The organism is Prevotella nigrescens, assembly GCF_031191185.1.
Classification (GTDB): Bacteria; Bacteroidota; Bacteroidia; order Bacteroidales; family Bacteroidaceae; genus Prevotella; species Prevotella nigrescens.
Genome location: NZ_CP133465.1, coordinates 1,215,755 through 1,241,722, shown reverse-complemented (window position 1 = coordinate 1,241,722; position 25,968 = coordinate 1,215,755). Strand labels below are relative to the sequence as shown.

At 41.9% G+C, this 25,968-nt stretch carries 21 protein-coding genes, 1 tRNA gene and 2 pseudogenes; 4 read left to right on the top strand and 20 right to left on the bottom strand.

The window, feature by feature from the left end:
• Window positions 1-346 precede the first annotated feature (346 nt).
• The 12 genes and pseudogenes from RDV52_RS07510 to RDV52_RS07455 form a co-directional block, all read right to left on the bottom strand.
• Window positions 347-1,057, bottom strand: a pseudogene (locus RDV52_RS07510) (IS982 family transposase); the annotation flags it as partial.
• A gap of 76 nt (window positions 1,058-1,133) precedes the next feature.
• The gene (locus RDV52_RS07505) at window positions 1,134-2,033 is read right to left on the bottom strand and encodes an IS256 family transposase, variant Zn-binding type (RefSeq protein ID WP_458693518.1); all 900 of its coding nucleotides are present in this window, start codon (window positions 2,031-2,033) and stop codon (window positions 1,134-1,136) included.
• Between the two features lie 91 nt (window positions 2,034-2,124).
• Window positions 2,125-2,325: pseudogene (locus RDV52_RS07500) on the bottom strand (IS982 family transposase); the annotation flags it as partial.
• Between the two features lie 197 nt (window positions 2,326-2,522).
• Window positions 2,523-2,942 (bottom strand): PH domain-containing protein, encoded by a 420-nt coding sequence (locus RDV52_RS07495; protein ID WP_115098565.1) that lies wholly within the window; start codon window positions 2,940-2,942, stop codon window positions 2,523-2,525.
• Between the two features lie 40 nt (window positions 2,943-2,982).
• On the bottom strand, window positions 2,983-3,930 hold the full coding sequence (locus RDV52_RS07490; protein ID WP_115098566.1) for an IS30 family transposase: 948 nt from the start codon (window positions 3,928-3,930) through the stop codon (window positions 2,983-2,985).
• Between the two features lie 253 nt (window positions 3,931-4,183).
• Window positions 4,184-4,681, bottom strand: coding sequence for a hypothetical protein (locus RDV52_RS07485; RefSeq protein WP_004366245.1), 498 nt, complete (start codon window positions 4,679-4,681; stop codon window positions 4,184-4,186).
• Between the two features lie 10 nt (window positions 4,682-4,691).
• Window positions 4,692-5,279 (bottom strand): transposase, encoded by a 588-nt coding sequence (locus RDV52_RS07480; RefSeq protein WP_223381150.1) that lies wholly within the window; start codon window positions 5,277-5,279, stop codon window positions 4,692-4,694.
• A gap of 485 nt (window positions 5,280-5,764) precedes the next feature.
• The gene (tsaE, locus tag RDV52_RS07475; RefSeq protein WP_004366248.1) at window positions 5,765-6,175 is read right to left on the bottom strand and encodes a tRNA (adenosine(37)-N6)-threonylcarbamoyltransferase complex ATPase subunit type 1 TsaE; all 411 of its coding nucleotides are present in this window, start codon (window positions 6,173-6,175) and stop codon (window positions 5,765-5,767) included.
• Window positions 6,176-6,181: 6 nt separating this feature from the next.
• A complete protein-coding gene (gene porX / locus RDV52_RS07470; protein ID WP_004366249.1) occupies window positions 6,182-7,777 on the bottom strand; it encodes a T9SS response regulator signal transducer PorX in 1,596 nt (531 codons plus the stop codon).
• 72 nt (window positions 7,778-7,849) lie between these two features.
• Window positions 7,850-11,401, bottom strand: coding sequence for a type IX secretion system periplasmic lipoprotein PorW/SprE (porW, locus tag RDV52_RS07465; protein ID WP_004366250.1), 3,552 nt, complete (start codon window positions 11,399-11,401; stop codon window positions 7,850-7,852).
• 71 nt (window positions 11,402-11,472) lie between these two features.
• The gene (locus RDV52_RS07460; protein ID WP_004366251.1) at window positions 11,473-11,871 is read right to left on the bottom strand and encodes a hypothetical protein; all 399 of its coding nucleotides are present in this window, start codon (window positions 11,869-11,871) and stop codon (window positions 11,473-11,475) included.
• An 18-nt stretch (window positions 11,872-11,889) separates the two neighbouring features.
• The gene (locus RDV52_RS07455; RefSeq protein ID WP_004366252.1) at window positions 11,890-13,143 is read right to left on the bottom strand and encodes a 3-phosphoshikimate 1-carboxyvinyltransferase; all 1,254 of its coding nucleotides are present in this window, start codon (window positions 13,141-13,143) and stop codon (window positions 11,890-11,892) included.
• 159 nt (window positions 13,144-13,302) lie between these two features.
• On the opposite strand from RDV52_RS07455, the gene RDV52_RS07450 reads away from it, so the two are divergent.
• Window positions 13,303-13,377, top strand: a tRNA-Pro gene (locus RDV52_RS07450).
• 402 nt (window positions 13,378-13,779) lie between these two features.
• Here RDV52_RS07450 and RDV52_RS07445 read toward each other — a convergent pair.
• The 4 genes from RDV52_RS07445 to RDV52_RS07430 all read right to left on the bottom strand — a co-directional run bounded on the left by RDV52_RS07445 (window position 13,780) and on the right by RDV52_RS07430 (window position 17,898).
• Complete coding sequence (locus RDV52_RS07445) at window positions 13,780-15,891, bottom strand: DUF6383 domain-containing protein (RefSeq protein ID WP_004366255.1); 2,112 nt, start codon at window positions 15,889-15,891, stop codon at window positions 13,780-13,782.
• A gap of 285 nt (window positions 15,892-16,176) precedes the next feature.
• Window positions 16,177-16,443: a DUF4834 family protein gene (locus tag RDV52_RS07440; RefSeq protein WP_004366257.1), complete on the bottom strand. Its 267-nt coding sequence runs from the start codon at window positions 16,441-16,443 to the stop codon at window positions 16,177-16,179.
• 46 nt (window positions 16,444-16,489) lie between these two features.
• Complete coding sequence (gene pssA / locus RDV52_RS07435) at window positions 16,490-17,185, bottom strand: CDP-diacylglycerol--serine O-phosphatidyltransferase (protein ID WP_004366258.1); 696 nt, start codon at window positions 17,183-17,185, stop codon at window positions 16,490-16,492.
• Window positions 17,186-17,205: 20 nt separating this feature from the next.
• Window positions 17,206-17,898 carry a phosphatidylserine decarboxylase family protein gene (locus RDV52_RS07430; RefSeq protein ID WP_004366259.1) on the bottom strand — a complete coding sequence of 231 codons (693 nt, stop codon included), beginning with the start codon at window positions 17,896-17,898 and terminating at the stop codon, window positions 17,206-17,208.
• Between the two features lie 148 nt (window positions 17,899-18,046).
• On the opposite strand from RDV52_RS07430, the gene dnaE reads away from it, so the two are divergent.
• Window positions 18,047-21,763, top strand: coding sequence for a DNA polymerase III subunit alpha (gene dnaE, locus RDV52_RS07425; RefSeq protein ID WP_004366260.1), 3,717 nt, complete (start codon window positions 18,047-18,049; stop codon window positions 21,761-21,763).
• Between the two features lie 78 nt (window positions 21,764-21,841).
• Window positions 21,842-22,156, top strand: coding sequence for a thioredoxin (trxA, locus tag RDV52_RS07420; protein ID WP_004361992.1), 315 nt, complete (start codon window positions 21,842-21,844; stop codon window positions 22,154-22,156).
• Between the two features lie 377 nt (window positions 22,157-22,533).
• On the opposite strand, the gene pyrH is transcribed toward trxA, so the two are convergent.
• The 3 genes from pyrH to RDV52_RS07405 are packed head-to-tail and all read right to left on the bottom strand — an operon-like array spanning window position 22,534 to window position 24,419.
• Window positions 22,534-23,244 (bottom strand): UMP kinase, encoded by a 711-nt coding sequence (gene pyrH / locus RDV52_RS07415; protein ID WP_004366261.1) that lies wholly within the window; start codon window positions 23,242-23,244, stop codon window positions 22,534-22,536.
• Window positions 23,231-24,049 (bottom strand): biotin--[acetyl-CoA-carboxylase] ligase, encoded by an 819-nt coding sequence (locus tag RDV52_RS07410; RefSeq protein ID WP_004366262.1) that lies wholly within the window; start codon window positions 24,047-24,049, stop codon window positions 23,231-23,233. The genes pyrH and RDV52_RS07410 overlap by 14 nt, the downstream gene beginning before the upstream one ends.
• Window positions 24,050-24,056: 7 nt before the next feature.
• On the bottom strand, window positions 24,057-24,419 hold the full coding sequence (locus RDV52_RS07405; RefSeq protein WP_004361995.1) for a YraN family protein: 363 nt from the start codon (window positions 24,417-24,419) through the stop codon (window positions 24,057-24,059).
• A gap of 132 nt (window positions 24,420-24,551) precedes the next feature.
• Here RDV52_RS07405 and RDV52_RS07400 point away from each other — a divergent pair, with 132 nt between their 5' ends.
• Entirely contained in the window at window positions 24,552-25,004 is a 453-nt protein-coding gene (locus RDV52_RS07400) for a nucleoside deaminase (protein WP_004361996.1), read from the top strand.
• A 154-nt stretch (window positions 25,005-25,158) separates the two neighbouring features.
• On the opposite strand, the gene RDV52_RS07395 is transcribed toward RDV52_RS07400, so the two are convergent.
• Window positions 25,159-25,962: a gliding motility protein GldB-related protein gene (locus RDV52_RS07395; protein WP_040556803.1), complete on the bottom strand. Its 804-nt coding sequence runs from the start codon at window positions 25,960-25,962 to the stop codon at window positions 25,159-25,161.
• Between the last annotated feature and the right edge of the window lie 6 nt (window positions 25,963-25,968).

Genomic DNA, 25,968 nt, shown 5'->3' with positions numbered 1-25,968 from the left:
TGCTTTTTTCATACTCCTTTCAGAAGATTATTATTATGACTCGCAGAATTTATTATTAGAAAATAAAAAATTGTAATTAAAAATTTTGAATTTATAATTAAAAATTTTGAATTTATAATTAAAAATTCTATGAAATATAATAATAGTTTTGAATCTTTATTTTGTAATGATCCAAAACTATTAATTTATACAAGAGAAACTCTTCATAGGCAGCTATAATCCCATCACTCCATCTGTATCTACATCTGGTAGAATTCTAACTGTCTCTTTCGTCTTCATCGTTTTTTCATTTGTTTTTTCCAAAGATATATTAGTAAAAAACTACCTTAACGTGAGTTCGATGAATTCAAAACAATGCAAGTTGTGTATCAATAGTCCTTTGCAGATTTATGCACGGCTTCTTTGGAAACAGACAATAGGCAGCAATAGCCCCTAATAAGTTGACGATGAAATTGTCAAAGCATCTATGTCTGGAGTGTTCCACTTGTGCAATGTTCTTAAGTTCATCATTCACCGTTTCTATAATGGCTCTTTTTCTGAGTAAAAGTCTGTCTGAAACACTCATTAAAGCTCCTTCCATGTTACTTTTCAATTTGGTAATAAGTTGTATTCCGTCAACGAAAAGCCTTTGAAAGAGGTTCTTGCCGATGTATCCCTTGTCACCGACCAGCTTACCATATATAAAATCTATGAATGCTTTGTACTCCAAAGGTTTACGGTCATCAACATCTCCCGGCGTTATCATAAAGTTGAGAAGCTCTCCTTTCTCATTGCAAATCAAATGCAACTTGAAACCGAAGAACCAACCCATGGAGCTTTTTCCTCTTTGAGCTATGCCTTTGAATACCTTGTGAATATGTATTCTTTGTTTTTTGCAGACACGCAGTGGTGTGCTGTCAACGAAGCTTATGCCCGTACATTTGCCCAACAGGACCTTCTTGATAAACAAGGTTAAGGGTACGGCTACCTCCCTTTCCAATTCTACTATACGGTTATAAGAAACAACTTTTGGAAACAGATGGCGAAGATGCTTGCATACTTTTTCAAGATAGATGTTGGCGTAATGGACATTTGGTAGGCTGAAAACCTCTCGTATTTTAGTAATGGACATTTGGTAGGCTGGTAATTCCAGCCTACTTTTTTATATTCAGGAACCCATCTATGAACTTCTTTTTATTAACCTCCTTCATTCCATTATGATTACGCAGTGCCTTTTTAAGTTGTGAGTTGAATCCTTCCAATAGATTTGTTGTATTGGGTATCTCTAATTCAGGATATTCTTCATACGTATAGAGCCATTTAAGGTGTGTCTTTACCGAACGCCTTGCACTTCTCAGCCTTCTATGTGTATAGGTTGTCTTGCCTGAGATTAGTAGAGTTCGTTCATCAAGGAACTCTTTCCATTCGTCACACCATTTATCAAAGCCTGATGTGAATTCTTCTTTCCCAATAGAGAACATGCTTCTCATTAATGCCAGCAGCTCGATGCCTGCTGGCAAATGCGGATTGTTGGTAAGAAGCCTTCTGACTATCTGCAACTGGTGGAATTGACACATCTGCACAGGGCAGGATGTTACAGCTTGTAAAAGCCCGACATGTCCATCACACACCACTGCCTTTATCCGAGTTCCACCCTCCTTAATGCATCTGAGTCCCTCAAGGTATTCCTTGTTGGTCTCGTTCCTGACAAACCTACGATGAAGTATCCTGCCTGATGCGGCATCTTGAAAGAGCATCACACCAAAGGTCTTGGGGAAGTAGGTCGTGTCCAGTATTATTGTTGCAGATTCAGGATAGATGGGAGTGAAGCTGTCTGCCACTGAACTTAGCCTACGGCGTATGGTTCTTTCTGAGCATTTGTGAAGAGTGGAAAGCTCAGAAATAGTTCGCTTCTCGGTCAGATAGTCACTCCATAAACACACATTGTCTATACGCTGACCACTTTGAAATTGCCTGCCACAATCCCTGCAAAAGTACATTTGGACATTACGCCGATGACCATTCTTTTTAACATTTGAACTGTTACAGAATATACAGTTTTTTATTCATAAGCTTTCAAATGCTGCAAAGGTAATAAATAAAGGACATTTGAGAGGTTTCAGCCTACCAAATGTCCATTACGCCGAAATGTTTAAAGCAACGATAACCGGAATCGTGGAAAAGAATCATTATCAGCATGACTTCAGCCTTTGACATTGTAGAATTTCGATGATATTTTCTTTTTTCAGTAGCTTTTAGCGTATATTTTGCTGTCATTGCATCAAAAAACTTGCAGAAGTCATCTGCCATACAAAAGATTTCAGTAACTTTGTCTTCGGTGATCATAGCGATTTTTGTTTGTAATTGTTTGTATGTTAGCACCTTAAAGTTACAACAAATTTCGCTAATCACCAAATTTATAGGCACTTACAATTCGTCGAACTCACGTTACTTTACAGTCTTTTGAAAACATATAAAAATTCCCAATCATTGTAATGCTAAGAGTATACACTTTTCCTTTAATAGAAGTGTAATTCGTATTTTCATTTATCGTTACTATATACAATATTGGGATTTATAGATTGTAGATTCCTTATGAAACCATTTTTGTCTTTTGGTGAAATAATAAGAGGTGTTTTTTGTTGGATGAAATATATTGCTATTCGATCTAGCGAGGCTGCCGGTGCAGCAAGAATAGAATTTGTGTCTTTTATTTTTCTTATTTGATTTATGTCATAATTGGTGGTTGATAACATACCGCATTTAACAGAGAGGATGTTATTATGGATAGTATAGCGGATATCAAAAAGAGAGAAAAGAGCAAAAAAGAGAATTAATGCTACAATTGTCACTACAATCCACGAAAAATCGTATACTAATACGGGTATTATAGGAATTACAGTGAATCCTATAATGGCACATATTAGCCAAATTGCAATTTTTGTTTTATGAACTTTTTCCATCCCGTTCAATAATACGTGAATTCAACAAGTAAGTGCAAATTTACTTAATTTGTTCGTAAAAGCACTCATGTGGTGTTTTAAATTCTAATTTCTTTCTTGGTCTGATGTTAATTTTCTTTGAATACTTTGTGATTTGTTGATGGCTGACATGTTCAAATGTTTCAGTTTTTGACACGTATTGTCTAATCAGTCCGTTAGCATTTTCTATAGCCCCCTTCTGCCATGAAGCGTATGGGCCAGCAAAATAGATGGTGACACCAAGGCTTTTGCCTATCATTTCATGACAAGCGAATTCAGTACCGTTGTCAGTTGTAATAGACTTGACATGCTCTTTGAATGGAGACAGCAAATGTATTACAGTGCGTGCCAGGTCTTTGGCATTTTTCCCCTTTTTGAGTTTTCTCATAAACAGCATGTTTGTACTGCGCTCTATCAGTGTCACGATGGCCCCATGATTTCCTCTTCCAACAATCGTGTCCATCTCGAAGTCTCCAAAGCGTTTTCCGTCAACTTCAGCAGGTCTCTCACTGGTGCTTGTTCTATTGGGTATGGATATGCGCCTGCCACCAACAGGTCTGGCGCGACGCTTCAGCTTGTGACGACAGTGTTTATATAATGTTCCTCCTTCTGCCTTGTCCTTACGTATCATACGATATATGGTCTCATGGCTAATATACTTGCCGTCCTTGGCCAATACACCGGATATTTGTTCCGGAGACCATTGCTCGGTAACAAGAAGATGCTTTGCCTCTTCCATGACATCCTTACTGATTGAATGATTGCCTGGCTGTTTACGCTTTGTTTGTACTGCATTTGCTTGGGCTGTTTCCCAATTATAGCGTCCTCTGGCTCCACTATTACGTCTTATTTCACGAGACACTGTACTTGGACTTACATTTATCGCTTTGGCAATCTCTTTTTGTTTCGTTCTATTTTGGAGTAGTACAGAAATTGTGTACCTTTGCTCCGAGGTTAATTGTTTGTACATTGCAATGCAAAATTAATTAATCTTTGGGAGACAGAGGTCTCTTTTTTATTTTTAAGCATTGCTTGTTGATTTTCCACTCATGGGAGCTGCTCGCCCCAAACCCCTCGGTGTTTTCAGGTATAGATTATTAAGCTAAACCTACACTTGGGATTGCAGTTCTATGTTGAACTTGCGAAAGGAAGCTAAAGTGCTTGAACCATCTTGTGGAAAAGGCGTTTTTTGAAAATGCTTTATACCAATAGTCCGTTAAATATTATGCTGCGTCAGCCTCGAAACTAAATATCTCATTAATACTTTCTTTATTTAATGTCGTGTTCGGGTTTCTCTCGAACACGTCAATAATTCGTTGCGCATAGTGGGCATTGACCATCTGCGCTTTAAGTCTACCGATGGACGTGCCAAGTTCCTTGCACATGATTTTCGCCACATTGAGTGCTGTCAATGAAGAGTTGAAAGCAAACTCAAATTTTCTCTTGTCGCGTGCCTGACAATCGGTAAGACCTAGGAACTGCTTTGCCTCGCGAAAGCAAAACTCCTCTTGGAAACGTGTGGTGTAATATTCCACCACATTGCGTCCGTCCATGCTCTCATCCATACAGAAACACAAGCGCCGACTGCCATTAGGTAACTCGTGGATGACAAGCGACACGACCCTGTGCAAGGACTTGCACCATGCCTTGAGCGCATAGGCTTTGCCTTCGGTCTCTCCTAAATCACGCTCATTGCCTTTGGATATGTCGATGTTCCTCACGTCAATCTTGTCATCTTTGATACGGGGGACGGCCGGGCTTTCCCGTGGGTTCCCCGTCCCATGTGTAGAACAAGGCTGCGTCATGAAGCAGGCGGCTCACAACATGGAATCCCATCTCCATTACCTTGTCGATGAAAGGCCTTTTGGAGAAGGCTGAGTCGGCGACAAGAACCTTGCAAATACGCTGTAAGGTTACCTTGTCGTCCCCCAATACCTTGGCATGCCAGTCGTACAGGCTCATCTCTTTTTTCTCCTCCCCTTTTTCCAATGTGGGCTGCACAGCCTTGAGCATCATACACTCATGCAAGTCCACGTCTATCACACCGATGCCGAGGAACTCAAGACCGTGCTTTACCGCACCTGCACAGCCCGACCAAAACATACCCACGTATGGGGTATGCTTCCCAGCCTTCTTGATGAAGCTTGGATCAATGACGATGGTATTGCGACCCTTACCCTCCCTGAAGGCGAAAGCACTCAGCCACATGTTCATTTCGAGCCAGTTCACGCTGCGCTCTGCCGTCTGCCGATAGCATTGCTCGACACGCTTTCCATAGCGTCCCATCTGCGTGAAATTACATTTCCTTGGGATGACCATCAAAAGAAAAAGCATTTCCATGACGTTTGTTTGTTTGAATACTTTTGTTTAACTTTGCTCCATCTTCAGCACTAAATGCTGCTTTGCAGAGCCTCATATATCGGCTAATCAAGTTGGTTATCAGCATAAACTTTATGTTTCTTTTTCAACCCACAAAGTTACTGAAAATCAATAAGATATCCGATTTTATTATGCTATATTTTGTTACCTAATTATCTCTTTTTCAGAGACCTGTCATGTTTTCTTTCTGCCACAATTCCTGTTAGCTTAGGGACGAAAGATTCGCAAACCACAAAATTTTAACGGACTATTGTATTCAAGACTTATCAAAAAAATTAAGTCATAATGGACTTTTGGTGCGTATGCTGTTATTCAGTGTTAGTAAAAAACAATTCATCAGAGACTTTGAAAAATGAGGGGGAACGATGGAAAAGTTTTCTCGATGAGATAGTAGTTCTTAGTTCAAAGAGGACTGACATCATGGGTTAAAATGAAACTAAGCGGGTTCCGTCAGGCTGTTCTTTTATCTGTACTTTAACGGTATCCTCGGGCATAATGTCCTCAATAAGCTCTGGCCACTCCAATAAACAAAGGTTTCCGCTGTAAAAATAGTCTTCATAGCCCATATCGTAGACTTCTTCCAACTTCTTGATGCGATAGAAGTCGAAATGGTAAATAGGGCTGCCCTTGCCGTCGGTATATTCGTTTACGATGGCGAAAGTAGGCGAAGTAATAACGTCTTCCACACCTAAGACTTCGCAAATGGCTTTGGTGAAGGTCGTTTTTCCAGCTCCCATTTTACCGTAAAAGGCAAATACTTTGTTGTTGCCGATGTTGTCTATAAACTTTTTTGCAGCCTCGTGAATGGTTGCAAGACTTTCTATTTTGATTTCCATTGTTTGTTATCTTTTGGTGTTCTGTGTAAGCTTGACGCTTTTGGGTGTCAGCGTTATGATTGGAACTATCATTTCCTCGATGGAAATTCCACCGTGTTGGAACGTGTCTTTGTAGTACGACACATAGTAGTTGTAGTTGTTCGGATAGGCAAAGAAGCTGTTGCCCGTTGCAAAAACATAGCTTGTGCTAAGGTTTGGAGCAGGAAGTTGCGCCTGCTGTGGGGCTTTAATGGTGAACACTTCTTTTGAATTATAGTTCAGGTTCTTGCCCAATTTGTATCGAAGATTGGTGTTTGTGTTTCTGTCGCCAATGATTTTTACAGGCTTGGTTGTACGGATAGAGCCATGGTCGGTGGTCAGAATGATTTTATAATCAGACTTTGCCAACTCTCGGAATACATCGGACAGGACGTTGTGTCTGAACCAACTGAGTGTTAAAGAACGGTAGGCACTTTCGTCGCTCGCCAATTCGCGAATCATTTTCATCTCTGTGCGAGCGTGAGAAAGCATATCTATGAAGTTTACAACCAATACATTCAAGTCGTTTTGTTGCAGATTATTAAGTTGCTGCATAAACTTTTCTGCACCGTTTGAGTCGAAAATCTTATGGTAAGAGAACTTATCGTGGCGGCGATAGCGGTCTATTTGCGTTTGAATGAGTGGCTTCTCGTTCAGGTTTTTGCCTTCTTCTTCGTCCTCGTCTACCCATAAGTCGGGAAACATTTGGGCAATCTGAAGTGGCATAAGCCCGCTGAATATCGCATTGCGAGCGTATTGGGTTGCCGTCGGCAGTATCGTCATATAAAAGTCTTCGTCTATATCGAACAACTCTGCGAGTTCTTCCGACAAGATGCGCCATTGGTCTACGCGGAGATTATCTATTACGATTAAAAAGACTTTCTCGCCTTTGTCTATCATCGGAAATACACGGCTTTTGAAAATATCGGGGCTCATAAGGGGGCGAGATGCTTTCTCCTTGCCCTTTCCATCGTTTGGTGCTACCCAGTTGAGATAGTTCTTGGCAATGTATTTAGCAAAACCGTTGTTGGCATCTTCTTTCTGCATAGTGAGCATTTCGGTCATATTGCTGTCTGCACTGCTAAGTTCCAATTCCCATTTCACCAATCGTTTGTAGACCTCTACCCAATCGTTGAAGTCTCGGCAGTCGCTTATTTGCATTGCAAGCTGTTGGTATTCCTGCTGATAACCTGTTTGTGTAACTTCGGTAACAATCTCTCTGCGGTGGATATTCTTTTTTAATGTCAGCAAGATCTGACTGGGATTGACGGGCTTAATCAAGTAATCGGCTATCTTTGCGCCGATGGCTTGGTTCATTATATCTTCCTCCTCGCTCTTTGTTACCATGACAATGGGCGTGGCAGGCTGTATTTCTTTCATCTTCTGCAGGGTTTCAAGTCCTGACAGACCGGGCATTTGCTCATCAAGAAGTACAAGGTCGAACGTTTGTGTGCGACATTGTTCTATCGCATCGGCACCGTTGCTGACAGTTACGACCTCGTATCCTTTCTTCTCGAGAAATATGATGTGGGCTTTGAGAAGTTCTATTTCGTCGTCTACCCATAATAAAAGTCCGTTGCTCATATCTTGCTTGTATCCTTTCTTTGTTTATTTAAATGCTGCCTGAATACCTTTTGGCTTATGTTTCAGCTTTCACTAAAAACCACCTAAATCGTAGTATTCATCGTCGAAATCGTAATCGAGTGGCTGTTGCTTCTGTGGTTCTTTCTTTTTCTTTTCCACAGGTTTAACATCGTCGTCGAAGTATATTACAGGGCCATCTGTATTACTTTTCTTCGGTTGTTCTTTCTTTTCAGCAGGTTTTTGAGCCTTTTGAGTGTTCTCTGCAGGCTGTTGTTTCTTCTTTTCCGATGGTTTCTCGCTGTCCTTTGCCTTTGCTGTCTTCGGCTTGTTGGTAGGAGTACCGACTGTATCTTTAGGCAAAACGGTTTCAGAATCCAATGGAATTTCCATAACATTATTGTCTATTGGCGCAACCTTTTGGTTGTCTTTATTGGCTGGTTTCTCCTCTTTCTTAGGTTCAATCGGCTTTGGTTGCGACTTCTGAGTTGGGGTTTCCTCTATTGGAATAACCATCTCCGTATTGTCAATAGTGTTCTTTTGTTCTTTTTTCTTTGCAGTTTCCTCTGTCGGAATTACCATTTCCGTATTGTCAATGACGTTCTTTGGCTCCTCCTTCTTTTCGGTTTCTTCAATAGGAACAACCATTTCGGTCGGAGCAACACCTTTGTTTTCGGTCGTTTTTTCCTCCTCGAGCGGTATCGTCATACCATTATCTACGGGCTCTAATGCTTGTTTGCGTGCATTGAGGTCGGTTTCTGTCGGGTTCCTGCTTTCTATTTCTTCTTGCAAATCACGCTCTTTCTCACGTGGTGTTGCCACTTCGGCAGGTTCAGAAAGCAGGTAACGCTTCGTTACTTGCAATGGTGCGAAGTGTTTTGCATAGAAGTCTTCGTAATCCTTATAGCTGAACGACGTCCCAATTAGCTGCAAGTTCTTGTCGCTAATAATAATGGCTTTCGTGTCTTTGCTTAGCTGCGCCGTTACATTCTTATTATTAAAGAGTTGTCGTGCATATTGGAAAGCCTCGTCGAAACTTCTGAATCCAGACAGCTTCATTTGGTGCAGACCTTCAATATCTTCTATTTCTATATCGAAATTGCGTACATAGAAACTTGTGAAATTGAATCTTGCCATTTCAAACAACAGCTTGTTTTCAGATAAAGAGTCGGGGTTGTACACCAAAAGGAACTTGAAATCGATGTCTCTGTCTGGCGAGAACTTCACTTGTTTAATGCTGTCGCTATCGTTCAAGACATTGGTGCGATAATTCCAAACATCACCAAGGTCGAATTTACTGTTGCGGATTTTCTTTCCAGCCTCTACGCCATTGACAATCATTCCTGCCATTTCGCTGATGCGACTTTGTGGAAACTTCTCAACAACAGTCTTCATTTCGTTTATGCAACCATTTACATCGCCTTGGTTAAGCTTGCTCAATCCACCGATAAACAAGAACTTATCGCGGTTTGCTCCCATAGGGAAACGTTCGTCGGAAATGCGTTTATTGGCAGTAACTTCGCCAAAACGATTGTTCTTGAATGCTTCGTAGGTAGACGCATAGAGCGAATCTTCAATGTGTTCGCCAAATTTTGCGTTCTCTTTAAAGTATGGGTCGGTAAGCACAGCCGTCCATTGACTCTTCGGGAATTTTGCTTTTAATTTGTCTATGTAACTGTTTGCAATGGCAGATTGGCTCTTGCGCATATACAATAAGTAGAGATGGTAGTACACATCGTCCATCTGTTCGTAGTCAGGATAGTTGTCGCTGACACGGCGCAGAGCCTTTTCGGCTAAGCGAAGGTTATCTAAACGGTCTTTGAAAATCACACCAGAATGGTGCAAACCAGCCTCAAGTATTTTGTTGCTTGCTGCCAATTGCTCAGCTGTAAATGGTATTTGCGCCAAATAGTATGCCCGTTGATGCGGGTCGTTTTGCACCGAATCCTTTTTATTACTTATCGAATCCAACCTTGCTTCCTCCTTTGAGATAGAGTCGCGCTGTGCATCGGTAAGTTCTGTAGTATTGTTTATTTTACCAACAACCGTTTTATTAATACGCTGCCAGTTGTCTATGTTCTCGCGTTTGCCCCACAATTGTTGGAAAGTAGCCTTACCTTGTTGCACCGCCATAGGGTTATAGAAGTACCACGTGGCATCTTGCCCTTGTTTGTTAGGAACGGCAGAACGTCTAAGAGGGTTATCGTTATCGGCATTAATACCCCCATTCTGCGCCATTTGTTGAGCAGCTTCTTGTTCAGCTTGGCGGTTTCGTTCTTCTTTTTCTTTCTTTTTAAGCTCGTTTATTACTCTGTCGATAGCTGCAAAGCGTTCAGTTTCGGGGCATTTCGCAAGATATTGCAGCGAATCTTGCAGGTGTACCGCTTCGGTGTGCGGTGTCAGTTCGTCGAGAACCTTTGCACGCTCCGACAATTGTTCGTAGTCTTTGCGGTCTTTGTCCAACAAACCAAGGGCTTCGTTATAGCAACGGCGGGCATCGCTGAACTTTTCCTTTGCCCAATACAAGTCGCCAAGGCGTAAAAGCAATACTCCTTTCTCTATTCCGCTACGTGTAGATTTCTTGTTGCCTTGCTCATAGGCCGCAATGGCGTTTGTTGTATCTTTGTTGGTAAGATAGATATTGCCCATTGCATAATATACTTGGTCGAGATACTCCTTGTTCTTGTCGGAAGCAACCATACGTTTCAGGCGGCTTACCATTTGTTTGGCTTGTCCTGCTGCCATTACTTCGGTTGCTGCAACGCGTGCATTAAACTCCAACTCGTAGGGTGGATTGGAACGAATGACGTGCTGAAAAGCGTTGTAAGCTGCGTCTTTGTTGCCAAGAGCAGCCTGAATTTGTCCCATAAGATACCACTCGCGTGCTTTTTGCTTGCGTCGCATTTCCTGTTTAATGACCCTGCGCAGGTAGGGAACGGCTTTTTCGAGTTCGCCCGTGTGTATGTAATAGTCGGCAAAGGTGTAATCCCATTCGCGAACAGCACGCCAATCTATTGAATCGCGCTGCATATTGCGGATTACATCTTCTGCATCGTAAAGCCAACCTGCCTCTATGTACGACTTTGCGAGCCACGCACGCGCCTTGCCATAAATGGCTGGCTGTGTTCGGTAGAGCCTGCTCATATACGCAAAAGTAGTGGCAGCCTCTTCAAAAGCTCCTTTATGAAACTGCGAACGTCCCATTAGCATCCACGCTTTCCAAAGGAACGGATTGTATTCTCTGCGCGACAGCCATTCAATGTCTTTTTCCGTCTTGCGCCTTGATTTGTTCCATTCCGGCTTTTTCTTTATGCTGTGGCGCGCAATGGCTTTTTCTGCTTTTTCAATGGCACGCTCAAAGTTGCTTTTTCCTAATTCCCTGCTTGTCTTGTTGCCTACGGTGTAAAGTGGAATTAGCTCCGTGAAGTTGTCTTTGTTGCCATTCTCTTTCTCCAACGATGCGTCAATGTAGGCTTGTGCACCATTATAATATGTGTTGTATTTGGCATGGAAAGCGTGCCACCATCGTGTTTGCGAGGTGTTATTCTTTGTAGAACAACTTGCTATCAAGGCAGCAAATACTACTATGAATGTGATATAAATATATTTTTCGTATCTTAACTTCACGTATTAATAAACTATCGAAAGTCCGTTTTTATTGTCTTTTAAGCCGATTACTTATTGTGTTTTCTTGTTTATCAACCTTCTATCATTGTTATTAGATCGTCTTTTATCTGGTTGGGGACATTGATTCCACGAAGAATCAGACTTCTGTTCCAACCTTTAGCCTCATCGGGACGCATGGTGTAGAGTACTTCCGAGAACTCTTCGGCTTCGTCGTCGGTGTACTCGCTTGACTCTTTTCCTTTAAAACGGTCGAGTTCTTCGTCGTCGTAATATTCCACTTCCTTCGTGGCAGCTTCCATCATGCACGTTTGTTCGCAGTCGTCGTTGATGCCGCTGCAAGTAGCACAGTCTCCCACTGCGGGTGCAACAACATCAGGTTCAGTACTGTTATGTCGGCTAATCAATGTTGATGCGCCAACTATTACGCCCATTCCTACTATAACCAAGATGCCTATTAGTATAATGTTCATATACCGTTCGTTCCGCTTTTACTTTATTTCCTCTATTATGAATCCTGCCTTTTGCAAATCGTTCCAGAAATGAGGATACGATTTTGAAACTACTTCAGGATTATTAATGAATAATTCGCCCAACTTAATGCTTAATGGGGCGAAGGTCATTGCCATACGATGGTCCTTGTAGGTATCTATTACGATAGGGTCAGACACTTCACAGCGCTCGCCGTCCCACGACATTTCCGAATCATTTGTGTCGTGTAATACATATCCTAACTTTGCCATTTCTATTTTCATGGCCTCGATACGGTCGGTTTCTTTTAGTTTCAAGCTACTTAAACCCATGAACTTAAAGGGGATATTCATAATGGGACAAAGTGCCATTAGCGTTTGTGCCAAGTCGGGTTGGTTCTTAAAATCGTATTCCAAACGAGGCAATTTCTGTGGTTTTTGGGTGATGGTTACATCTGTAAGTTCGTCCATTTCTTTGTCAGCAAAACAGGTTTTTACACCTAATAAAGAGAATATGTACTTTATGGCAGAGTCTCCTTGACGTGATCCGTTCTTTAGTCCTGTAAAGCGAATGTACGACTTACGGTCGTTCAGCAAGGTGAGTATGGCATACCAATAGCTGGCTGACGTCCAATCGTTTTCTATCGTGTAACTTCGCTCCTCGTAGCGTTTGGGGCGAATGGTAATCGTATCTATATCTGTCCACTCTGCGTCGGCTCCATATTCGTGCATTACGTTCAGTGTAAGATCGATGTAAGGGCGCGAAATCACATTGCCTAAAAGCTTCAGTTCAAGCCCTTTTTCCAATGTCGGTCCAATCATTAGCAACGCCGAAACATATTGCGAACTAACGTTTCCTGCTACTTCTATGCTCCCTCCTGTCAGTCTCTTACCTTTGATTCGCAATGGTGGGAAACCCTCTTCGCCTACATATTGAATGTCTGCTCCAAGAGAACGCAGCGCATCAACCAGTATTTTTATAGGGCGTTGCTTCATTCGTTCGGTTCCCGTCAGCACGTGTTCACCTTCTGTAACAGACAGATAGGCAGTCATAAAGCGCATTGCCGTACCTGCTGCCATAATGTCTATTTCGTATGGATTATCTTTAAAAGCACGTGCTATAACAGCTGTGTCGTCGCAAGTAGAAAGGTTTTCGGGCATAATGTTTCCGCCTGCGAGCGCATGGATAATCAGTGCGCGGTTGCTGATGCTTTTCGATGCGGGAAGCTGAATGGTATCTTCAATATGCGTTGGAGGTGTTATTTTGTATTGCATTTTATCTATTCGTTAAATATTCCTGCCGTTTTTTATGGCTATCAGAAGTTCTCTTTTTATTATACAAAAATACAAATAAAAGTCGGGAACGCAGAAAAATAACTCTAAAAGTTTGCTAATCTCTCAAAAAGTAACTAATTTTGCATCGTTAATTCCAAGCGGGATGTAGTTCAGTAGGTTTAGAATGCTGGTCTGGGGGACCAGTGGTCGCTGGTTCGAGTCCAGTCATCCCGACAATAAAAAGTGCAAAGGTTCGTTCCATAGACCTTTGCACTTTTTCGTTTAAATGGCTCTTTCCTTTCACGATTGGCTTATCCGACTCCAGCGTATTATCATCTTTAGTTTTGTAAAAATAATTTTATTTAAAAGCGATAACTACCTTTTTACGTTCCGAAACAGGCTCTTTTGCATCGTAAAAGAACCTGTTTCGGAACGCAGAACAACTGTTTTTGGAATGCAATACATTAGGTTTTGCAATATATTGATAAATAGCAAGTTAAAAGATAAGTACACTTACGAAAAACATTTACAGTTGTATAGTCTTTCCTTTCGTTTATAAAAGAAGAAGTGAAACTTAAAAGCTATTTATCCAACTTTTGAGTTTCACTTCGCTTTTGAACATCTGCTTACAATCTTTTATGATACGATAAACTTCATATACTTCATGCCTTGTACCTTTGCAATATAGATTCCTTCAGGTAGTGGTATTGTAACAAACTCGTTGGCTTTTATACTGCGACTTGCTATGTGTTTGCCTTGCACATTATATATATGTATGGTTGTGTCGCTTTTTGCAGAAACCGTTACAGCATTGGCTAACTGACAGATTCTTATTCCAGCTTTATTGTCTTCTATATTGCCGATGTTGTTAGTTACAGCCTTCATTGTAATTGGCTTTGTATGGTAGTTCTGTGCTTCTGAAGCTAAATCGGGAAATGCTGAAGTCTGCATGCTGCAATACATTTTTGTAGTCTCCGGAAGCTTGAAAGTAAATATACCGTCTTTCTCGTCATAGTGTAATGCTTTTATAATCGGTGTTGATGAGTTGTCGGTTGTGAGCCACATATACGTCGTAGGCTGCGGATTGCCGGTTACGCCCTTCAGGTTATTGAACCTTGAAAGGTCTACAGTGTATCCGTTAATCAGTGCTTCTGGTATATCGTACGATTCTTGTGGAGCATACATATACACGGTCATATTCTTCTTTTCGGGCAACATATACATTGGAATGGCATTATGCCCACATTTCATTTCTGATAGTTTAGCATAATCGCCGTTCAGTTTTAAATTGCTGATTTTGTTGTATTCGATATTTACTTTCGTTAGGTTGTTGAGCTGTCTGATGTCTATTTCCGTGAGTTTGTTTCGTTCTAAACTTAGTTCTTCCATTTTCTTGTATCCACTAAGCGCAATTTGTGTGATATTGTTTCCGTTCAACGACAGCTTCCTTAAGGTTGCGGTTACAGGTAGTTTTATTTCGTTGGCATAACAACCATTGGCAGATATTTCTTCACATTGCTTGAAGTAAGTAAGGTCGAGCGTTGCAATGCGGTTATTGTCGAGTACCAATCGTTTCACAGGACTGTCGGCATTGCAGGCTTCAAAGCGAATAAGCCCGCATACTTCGGGAAGTTTTACCAAATCAATATCGACACATTCTATCTGTACCAAATGTTGTTTATCTACCTTGGCATCGATGAAGTTGTGTTTAACAACCTTTGCTTCTTTGTTTAAAACAAGTTCCTCAATCACACCGTCGCCCCAGTTTATGTTGCATGGACTGTTGTCTTTTAGGGCAGACAACGTTAGTTCGAACGGCAGTCCATCGGTAGTAAACTTGTCGGTAACGAAAGCAGCGTGTACTTGTTCCAATTCTTTCGGTTTGCCATTTAGTTTTATCGGCATAATGCCGTAATGGTCGTTAATGTTGTTCAGGCGTGGTAGTTCAGTGTTGGCAACAACGCAATAAATCTCTTTTTCAAAAGACTGATTGAAAGTGAATACTCCGTTTTTTTCCTTATAGGTTTGTGGATCGATCAGCATTGCCGGGTCGGCATCGTTGCCTTTGCCGTTATAGCGATACCATTGAAAGGTGGAGGTCGTCTCGTTGTATTTTAAGAAGTCGGTCAGGTCTACTGTCAGTCCATTTATTTTATCGGCTGACAGATAGGCAGGACGCATCGGTCCATAGGTGTACATACCGTTTTTCTTGGGGAAATCGGCAAGTGCGAGCCTGTTTAGCTTGAAGTCTAACCACGTAACATTGTTGGGAATAAGTAGTTTTTCTATTTCGTTGGCATTGCAAATTACTTTCTTCAGTTTTTCACATTTCGATAGATCGAGTTTCTTTAACTTACTATTTGCACACGAGAAATTGATTAATTCTGTACAGTCCGTTAAGTTTATTTCAGTTACTTTCTGGTTGCTGATAACCATAAATTCTGTGAAATTGGCTCCCCATATTCTTACTTCGTGTTCTTTTACCTTTGCCATGTCGGCAAAATGATGGTCCATATATTCATTATATCCGCTACCTTTTTTCGTTATTGCTTCTGTTCCGTCTCCATAGTCTATATTGTATGTACTTCCTTTAGGCGCATTGATTTTGAGTTTAAACAATGCTGATTTTGCTGGATTGGTCTCTAATTGTGTTTTCAAAACAATTTCCTGTGCTTGTGTGAACTGCACTATTCCTGCCAAGAAAAGCAAGATTAGCAGTAACATACCTTTTGTCGTAACTTTCTTCATCGCTTTAAATGTTAGTAGGTAACTATTGATTAATTGTATTTCGCAAAGATAATGAAATTCCGTCTAAGTGGCAAATATAGTTACAGATAACTATATTTAACGACCAGTATATTGGCAATATCCCTATTTTCATAGCGTTTTGACACACCCATTGATTTATTAGCTGTATACAAAAAACGCTCAATAATGGTCGTAAAGAACTTATTGGGCGTTTCTTTAAAGAACAATAAAGATGTGATAGGCATCTATATCATTCTGTCTTTCTATCGGTTGTATAATACCTTGTTAGTGCTTACTATTATCTGTAGAGGTATCGCTGTCTATGAAATCGACGTATTCACCTTCATCATCGCTTATTATCTTTCTGTTGCGCTCAGACTCCGGACGACGGTCTACTACGGTGTTACCGTTAATGTTTACTCCTTCTTCCGTATTTTCAGGGCGAAATCTACGTCGTGTACGTGTTATAACCTTATAGAATTTAAAGGCTATAGAGAATAAAACAACAAGGAACGCAATAAATATAAGGAAGATAAACTTTAAAAGAATCATAGTTTCTTATTTATGAATCCAGTTCGAAGTCAGGACGTATTAATATTTATTTCTTTATAAGGTACGATACCACAACATACCAGGCAATGATAATGGCAAACCCTATAATCCCGAATATTGCAACTAAAGGAATACAAGTCAGCAAGAAAATATATTTAACCTGATTGTTTTTCCAACTCCACTCTTTAAATTTAAGTGCGAACATAGGAATTTCGGAAACCATTAACCATGAGCTTAAGAAAATTCCTGCAATTATGAAAAGGCACATAATCGGAGAGGAATCCATTTTATTGCCTGCCCCAATAATAAGCGAACCCCAGAAAAGAGCATTGGCAGGAGTTGGCAATCCGATAAATCCGAGCGCTTGTCGTTCGTCAAGATTGAACTTTGCCAAGCGCAATGCTGAGAATGCAGCCATAATATATGCAGTGAAAGGAAGTATGCTGCGTAATGGCTCAAGCAAGTCTGGATAGGGCATTACACTTAGTTTGCTGAAAAGAATTGTAGATGGAGCCACACCAAACGTAACAATATCGGCAAGCGAGTCGAGTTCTTTCCCAATCGGAGAACTTACCTTTAGCAAGCGTGCAGACATTCCATCGAAGAAGTCGAACACTGCACCTATGATAATCCAAGTAAATGACAGTTCTATTTTGCCACTGAAAGCGTATGCAATGGCTACACAACCTGATACAAGATTGCAGCAAGTTATAGTGTTGGGAATGTGCTTCTTAATAGCCATATTCAATATATCTTTGTTGGTTAGCTAAGTCTTGCTATAACTGTTTGGTCGCCTACGGTAGATTGTCCCATCTTTACACAGATTTCAGAGTCTATTGGCAAGAAGACATCAACACGGCTACCTAACTTTATAAAGCCCAAATGTTCGTCGATAAAACATTCTTCGTTTTCTTTGGCATAAGTTACAATGCGGCGCGCAACTGCACCCGCAATCTGTCGACATAGGATTTCTCTGCCATCAGGAGTTGTGATTATAATGTCGGCATGCTCATTTTCCTCACTTGCTTTTGGCAGCCATGCCTTATGATAGTTACCGTTGAAGTGTTTAACAGCCTTTACTGTTCCGTCTACAGGAAACCAATTGGCATGTACGTTCCAAAGACTCATGAAGATGGAGACCATGATACGACGTTCGTGGAAATACTTATTCTCTTCTACTTCCTCTATAACAACGATATGTCCATCGGCTGGAGCTACTACAATCTTCTCGGTATCTTCGCCATCAAAATAGCGGATAGGACAGCGATAAAAGTTTAAAACAATACAATAGACAGTTCCAAAGATGGCGCTAAATATCCAGAAAGGTATCTTAGAATCTATGCCAAACCATAGTAAAAGAGCTATCAGCCCTATGCCGATACCTCCATATAGAAGCTGGTCTGTGCCTTCGTGATGTAATCTTATCTTCTTGAGTTTCCTCTTTATTCTTCCCATTCTGTGAGAGTGTGGTTTTTAACGAATGCAAAGATAAATATTTTTTATAACCCTCACAAATTTTTACTCTTATTCTTTTGGTATGTCGTGCATATGTAGTATCTTTGAAAGCCCAAAGAAAACAGCAGTATATAGAAGATAATAGACAATGGAAGATTTCGTACATTTACACGTACATACATTTTATTCGGTGCTTGATGGTCAGTCTAAGATAACTCATCTTGTTGACAAAGCGATTAATAATGGCATGAAAGGTATGGCCATTACCGATCACGGTGTGATGTTCGGAATAAAAGAATTTTCTGATTATTGTGCGAATATCAATAAAAAGCGGAAGAAGAACGGAGAAGAACCTTTTAAGCCAATCTTCGGTTGTGAAATGTATGTGGCAAGGAGGCGTAAGCAAGATAAGGTGAAAGACATGCACGACAACTCTGGTTACCACCTTATAGTATTAGCAAAAAATTATCAGGGTTACAAAAACCTTATAAAATTGGTATCACGTTCCTGGATAGATGGCTTTTATTATCGCCCACGTACTGACCGTGCTGATTTAGAAAAATACCATGAAGGCTTAATTGTCTGCTCTGCTTGTTTGGCAGGTGAGATACCACGTAATATATTAAAAGGTGATATAAATGCTGCCCGAGAAGCCGTAGAATGGTATCAAAAGATTTTCGGCGATGACTTCTATCTGGAGTTACAACGTCATGAAGTGAAAGATCCGACATTGATGGCTAACCGTGAGGCCTTTCCTTTACAACAGAAAGTAAACCGTGTGCTGTTGCAATTTTCAAAGGAATATGGTATTAAATATGTGTGCACTAACGACTGCCACTTTGAAGATAAAGAGACTGCTGAGGCTCACGACCACCTACTTTGTCTTTCTACACAAGAAGAATTGAATTCTCCCACGCGAATGCGCTACTCGAAGCAAGAGTGGTTTAAGACGCGTGAAGAGATGAACGACGTGTTCTCAGATTTACCAGATGCGCTAAGCAATACTTTGGAGATACTTGACAAAGTAGAGATGTATAGCATAGACAATGGTCCTATCATGCCTTTCTTCCCTATCCCTGAGAGCTTCGGAACAGAAGAGATATGGCGCAAGAGATTTAGCGAACAACAACTTTACGACGAGTTTACGACCGACGAGAATGGCGAAAATCAACTTTCTCCAGAGAACGGACAAGCTGTAATAGACCGCTTAGGAGGCTACGAAAAGATTTATCGTATCAAATTCGAAGCCGACTACCTGTCAAAGTTAGCGCACGATGGCGCAAAGAAACTCTATGGCGACCCTATCCCGGAAGACGTTCAGAAAGCAATAACGTTTGAGCTACACGTCATGAAGACTATGGGATTCCCTGGCTACTTCCTTATTGTTCAAGACTTCATTAATGCTGCCCGCCACGAACTTAACGTAATGGTAGGACCTGGGCGTGGCTCGGCAGCAGGTTCGGTGGTGGCTTATTGTTTAGGAATAACACGTATAGATCCCTTAAAATACGACTTGCTGTTCGAACGCTTCCTAAATCCCGACCGTGTAAATCTGCCCGATATTGATACCGATTTCGATGATGATGGACGCGGAAAGGTGTTGCAATGGGTAATTAATAAGTATGGTGCGGAGAATTGTGCACACATTATTACGTACTCTACAATGGCAACCAAGAACTCTATTAAAGACGTTGCACGTGTAGAAGGTCTGCCTTTAGAAATCTCAAACCGACTTTGCAAGGCTATCCCAGACCGTCTTCCCGATGGTATGAAGATGAATTTGACGAATGCCATTGCTTGTACGCCACTGCTGCAGGAAGCTGAAGTGAGTGAAGATGCACGCGAACGAAATACCATAAAGTATGCGAAGATGCTGGAAGGAACGGTGCGCGGCACTGGCATTCATGCGTGTGGGTTCATTATTTGCCGCGACCCTATCAGCGACTGGGTTCCTGTCTCTACGGCTTCCGACCCCGATTTCCCCGAGAAGAAAGTCCCTGTAACGCAATACGATGGGCACGTCATAGAAACAACAGGACTTATAAAGATGGACTTCCTCGGTCTTAAAACGCTGTCCGAGATTAAAGAAGCCTGCAAAATAATAAAGCAGACCACTGGCGATGTAATCGATATCGATAACATTCCGATTGATGACGAACTTACCTATCAGCTTTATCAGCGAGGGCAAACTGTGGGGACGTTCCAGTTTGAATCGGCGGGAATGCAGAAGTATCTGCGCGAATTGCACCCAACTGTGTTCGAAGACCTTATCGCAATGAATGCGCTCTATCGCCCGGGACCTATGGACTACATTCCAGACTTTATCAAACGCAAGAATGATCCGTCGCTGGTTAAGTACGACATTCCCTGCATGGAGAAGTATTTGAAAGACACTTATGGCATTACGGTCTACCAGGAGCAAGTAATGTTGCTGAGTCGCCAGCTTGCAAACTTCACCCGTGGCGAGAGCGATGCCCTGCGCAAGGCAATGGGGAAAAAGAAGAAAGCCATTGTAGACCAGATGAAACCTAAGTTTCTTGCACAAGGAAAGGCTAACGGACACGACCCCGAGGTGTTGGAAAAGATATGGGGCGACTGGGAAAAGTTCGCCAGCTATGCCTTCAACAAGTCGCATGCCACTTGCTATTCGTGGGTTGCTTACCAGACTGCTTACCTGAAAGCGCATTATCCCGCACAGTTCATGGCTGCCTTAATGACACGCCGCTTCAGTCAGATAACCGAAATAACGAAACTGATGGAAGAGTGCAAGGCACTCAAGATTCCAACTCTTTGTCCTGACGTAAACGAAAGTCAGATAGGTTTCAGCGTGAACAAGAAAGGGGGCATTCGTTTTGGGCTTTCAGCCATCAAGGGAATGGGAACAGGTGCAGCCATGGCAATCGTGGACGAAAGGGAAAAGAATGGACCTTACACAAGCATATTCGACTTTGTTGAACGCATAGACCTTAGCAATGTAAACCGAAAGGCCTTCGAGAACTTAGTCAAGAGTGGCAGCTTCGATGGGCTCGGGTTACAGCGAGAAGAATATTTTGGTGTAAATGCCAAAGGCATATGCTTCCTCGATTCGCTAATTAAGTACGGACAACTATTTCAACAAGAAAAGGCGCAAATGCAAAACTCCCTCTTCGGTGGCGACGATGCAATCGAGATAGCGCAACCCACTATTCCGAAGGTTGTGCGCTGGCCAAGTGTAGAGAGACTGAACTACGAACGCGAACTGATTGGCATTTATCTCTCCGCCCACCCGTTAGACGATTACAGCGTGATTATGAAGAATATATGTAATACGCACATTGAAGAGATTGGACGAGGAGCCGACTTGGAAAAGCTATCGGAGCGCGACGAAATTACGTTCGGAGGAATCATAACTGCCGTGAGCGAGCGCTTTTCGCAGAAAACGGGCAAGCCGTTCGGCATCGTTACCCTACAAGACTTCAAGAGTTCGGGCGAGCTTGCACTCTTTGGCGACGACTGGGCACGGTGGAACGGACTGATGAAAGAAAACTACACCATCTTTATAACGGCAAAATGTCAGCCCCGCTATCGCAACAGCAACTTGTTCGAACTAAAGGTGCAGAACGTGGAACAGCTCTACGACGTAAAGAAGCACCGACTGGAACGGTTTACGATAATGATGGACACATCGGCAGTTGACGACCGGACAGTTTCCGAACTTGTTACGCTGGTGGAACGAAACGAAGGCGATACGCAACTTTACATTGAACTGCATACGGCAGACCAGGCTTCGGTAACGCTTCACTATCGCAACAAAGGTATTGACATAGACCGCACATTGCTCGACTTTATTGCCAGCGAAGAGAATATGGAATACAAGATAAACTGACAAACCAAGAAAGTTGGCACAGTGTTTGGAGAATAAACGGTATTTAAAATATAATTGTTTAACAAAAATCTAAAAGACATGGAAGTAGAAATTACAACCGAAAACTTCGAGAGTTATAAGAATGGCGAATTGCCATTGGTAGTTGATTTATGGGCAACGTGGTGCGGGCCTTGCAAGATGATAGGTCCGGTTATCTCCGAATTGGCTAACGATTACGACGGCAAGATTGTCGTTGGAAAGTGCAACATAGAAGATAACGACGACATTGCCATCGATTATGGAGTACGCAACATTCCTACAATCCTATTCTTCAAGAATGGCGAATTGGTAGACAAGTTTGTGGGAGCTGCATCTAAAGACAAGCTCGACGAAAAGTTCAAGACATTGCTTTAATTGGCAATACAATTAAAAACGCACAAAGGCACCGGGCTGATACAGCTTGGTGCCTTTTCTATTTCGGTCCGGTTGAACCAGAAACAGGTGTTACGGCAGCGCCAAGTAGCCGTGTTTACAGGTGTTCCAAAGCGGTGTTTGCCGTAACCCCGTTGCGACAATTGCCGTAACCCCGTTGCGACGAAAGGAGTAACTCCGTTGCCGTTCTGACAGTTACTCGGAAGGGATTTACCGACGGACTCGCACTAACAAAAATAATTTATAGAACCCGACCTTACGGAGCTCTCTAATCGTCTGAACGATACGAAAAAAGGTTGGATTCTGTGCGAAGAACCCAACCTGTATAAGGCGTATCTCTTTTAGTTGTCTTTTGTAGCTTAATTATGTACCAGCGTACCTATGTCCTCGCCGTCGATTACTTTCTTCAAGTTGCCGACAATGTCCATATTAAACACATAGATAGGAAGATTGTTTTCCTTGCACATTGTTGTGGCAGTAAGGTCCATTACCTTCAAACCCTTATTGTATATCTCATCGTAAGTTATTTCGGTAAACTTCGTTGCCGTAGGGTCTTTCTCTGGGTCTGCCGTATAAACGCCATCTACACGCGTACCTTTCAGCATTACGTCGGCTTCTATCTCGATGCCACGCAAGCTCGAACCCGTATCGGTAGTAAAATAAGGGTTGCCCGTACCTGCCGAGAAGATGCAGACGTAACCATCTTCGAGTGCTTCAACTGCTTTCCATTTGCTGTAAAATTCGCCAATAGGTTCCATGCGGATTGCCGTCATCACCTTCGACTTCACGCCAAAAGCACCCAGCGCAGAACTCAATGCGAGCGAATTAATCACCGTTGCACACATACCCATCTGGTCGCCCTTTACTCGGTCGAAGCCTTTCTGACTGCCTGTCAGTCCACGGAAGATATTACCACCACCTATAACGATACCGATTTGCACGCCCATTTCCTGTATTTCTTTTATTTGGCGTGCATAGTCTTCAAGGCGTTCCGCATCAATGCCGTATCCTTGCTTGCCCATTAAGCTCTCGCCTGAAAGCTTCAAGAGAATTCTTTTAAATCTTGCCATACTTTATTTCTTTAAATTCGTAACTTCTTATCATTCCTTCGCGGTCGCGAAGTATCAGGTGTCCGTCGTCCTCAACTTCCACAATAGCCCCTTCAAATACTCCGTCCGCATCTTCGTAAGGGTAAAAACCTTTTGAACGATACAATGCTTCGTGATACATTGCCGAGATTGCGCCATAGTTCGCACTGCGAATCAACTCGTAGTTTCGTTCAAACGAGGCTATAATCTTTTGCAAAAGGTCTTCCCTATTCACCTCTTTGCCTAAAATCTGACAAAGCGAAACGGGGTTGGGAGCATCGCTTTTAAATTCTGTTTGGTTCACGTTCAGTCCCACACCAAACACGCAGTCTTTTATCCTGCCACCGCTCAACTTGGTTTCTATCAGCGTACCACTTAGCTTTTTGTCGTTCCAATATATGTCGTTCGGCCATTTCAGCGTAATGCTACCCTTGTCCACATAGTCTGTCAATGCTTCTCGCAACGATAATGCGCCATATTCCGACAACAGAAACTGACAGGCAACAGGCACTTCAACTGGGTGTAAAAGCACAGAAAACAACAGGTTCTTGCCAGCTTCGCTCTCCCAACAGTTCGCTCCTTGCCCACGTCCAGCAGTCTGAAAATCAGCCACAGCCACAGTCATCTGCTCCCCTTCCAGGGGCGTATAAGTTTTCAGAAAGTCGTTGGTACTGCCAATGGTTTCCAATCGTACAACGTTAGTGGTAGACTCCTTTTCCCTTTGGAAAGCTGCTCGTATCTTATGGATAATGTTCATTGAAGTAAATACATTGTTAATGTTCCACATTCTTCTGTCATACAAATGGCAGAAAGGCATCTTTAACATGGCGAATTTCGTATTTGTCGGGTGTGCCTACAATAGTTATAATATCGAAACGTAGTTCTCTGTTGAGATTATGACTTTTAACGTATGCGTTAGCAGCAATGGAAACAGAGCGTATTTTCTGTGGCGTTACAGCCTCATCGGCGTTGGCAAAACGCTCGTTTCTACGTGTCTTAACTTCAACGAAGACATAAACATCGTTTTCAATAGCAACAATATCTATATCGCGCTTACCGCACTTCCAGTCTCTTTCCACAATTCTGTAGCCCTCGTGCATAAGATATTCGCACGCCAACTGCTCGCCCCATTTACCTGTTTCGTTGTGTAATGCCATCTTATTCGGAAATGATAGGTTGTTGAAATAATAAATAAACAGTTTGTCTATCCTTATCGGACTACAAAGGTAGAGCTTTTTTCCCAATTATAGAATTAATATCGTAATTTTGCAAGCAATAGATAATTATGTATGAGTAGCGAAGAACAAATAGAGAAAGACAAGTTTTATATGGGGCGTGCCTTGGTATTGGCGGAAGAGGCATTCGGAAAAGGAGAAGTTCCCGTTGGTGCCGTGATAGTGTGCAGAGACCGAATTATTGCACGTGCACACAACCTGACAGAAGCTTTGACCGATGTTACTGCACATGCGGAGATGCAAGCCATAACAATGTCTGCCAATGAATTAGGCGGAAAATACCTACAAGACTGTACGCTCTATGTAACGGTAGAACCTTGCGTTATGTGCGCCGGTGCATTGGGTTGGTCGCAAATCAAGCGCATTGTCTATGGCTGCAGCGACGAGAAGCGAGGCTATTCGACCTTTGCTCCGCAAGCACTTCATAAACGAACCATCGTAACAAAGGGTGTCCGTGAAGAAGAATGTAAACAGCTGATGCAACAATTCTTTAAGCAAAAAAGGTAACGGCTTTGTGTGAGCGAAAAAACAGAAATCTCATTTGAGCGGGACAGATATCTGAAACGAGCGAGACAGACATCTCATTTGCAAGTTTGAGATATCTGAAGTTTTCAACACGTTTAATGGGGCTGACAACATAGTCTCTATGGACACCTGCTGACTACGACATCTTAAACTTAGAGAAGTCGGTAATTCTTAAAAGTTCATCGTACGATACATTATGGTGTTCTTGCATATAGTTTTCTACAGCCACAACGTATTTGGTTCTGAAGATACGATGTCCTAAAGCCTGATTTATTACCCAATGAATCTTTCCTATATGGAGGTCGCGCTCTAATTGAGGACGCTTATCGAAATCTTTCAATTGATAGATGCTCATTAAATAAAACGACAGACAATCGGAAACAATATGGTCGCGCGTCATTTGCTGTCTTTGCAATGGAGTGTAGTATTTAAGATAGAGTGGAAAGTCCTCGCCTAAATATTTGTCGAGCGAAATGCCTACTGTACCATTTCCTACCACAATACTTTGGTCTAATGCAGAAATTTGCGCATAGATACGCGGTACCTCTATATTGGGCAATTTATGTTTCAAATATTTAAAGCCTGAGCTAAGTTGTTCGTTCAAATCGTCGACATTTGCATATTCCGACTCTACAGAAGCAATAAGCGCCTGCAATGTAGTATCTTGATAAAACTTTAGGAACTTGGCATTTATATCAGGATCGGTAGCACTGCCAAGCTCTATAACATCTTCTATAAGCGTGCGTGTCTCCATTGGGTATTCTGTGTTCATTTGTTGCAAAGCAGAGAAATCGCCCGTAGTCAAATAACGATATTCTAAGCGGTCGTAACGTTCTATTTCTACAATATTACCATTGTCTTCCTCTTCAGAAGTTAGTTTCATGTGGCAACTTGTTAGAGCTATACACAATGCAAACAATATATAATAAACTCTTCTCACTACTTT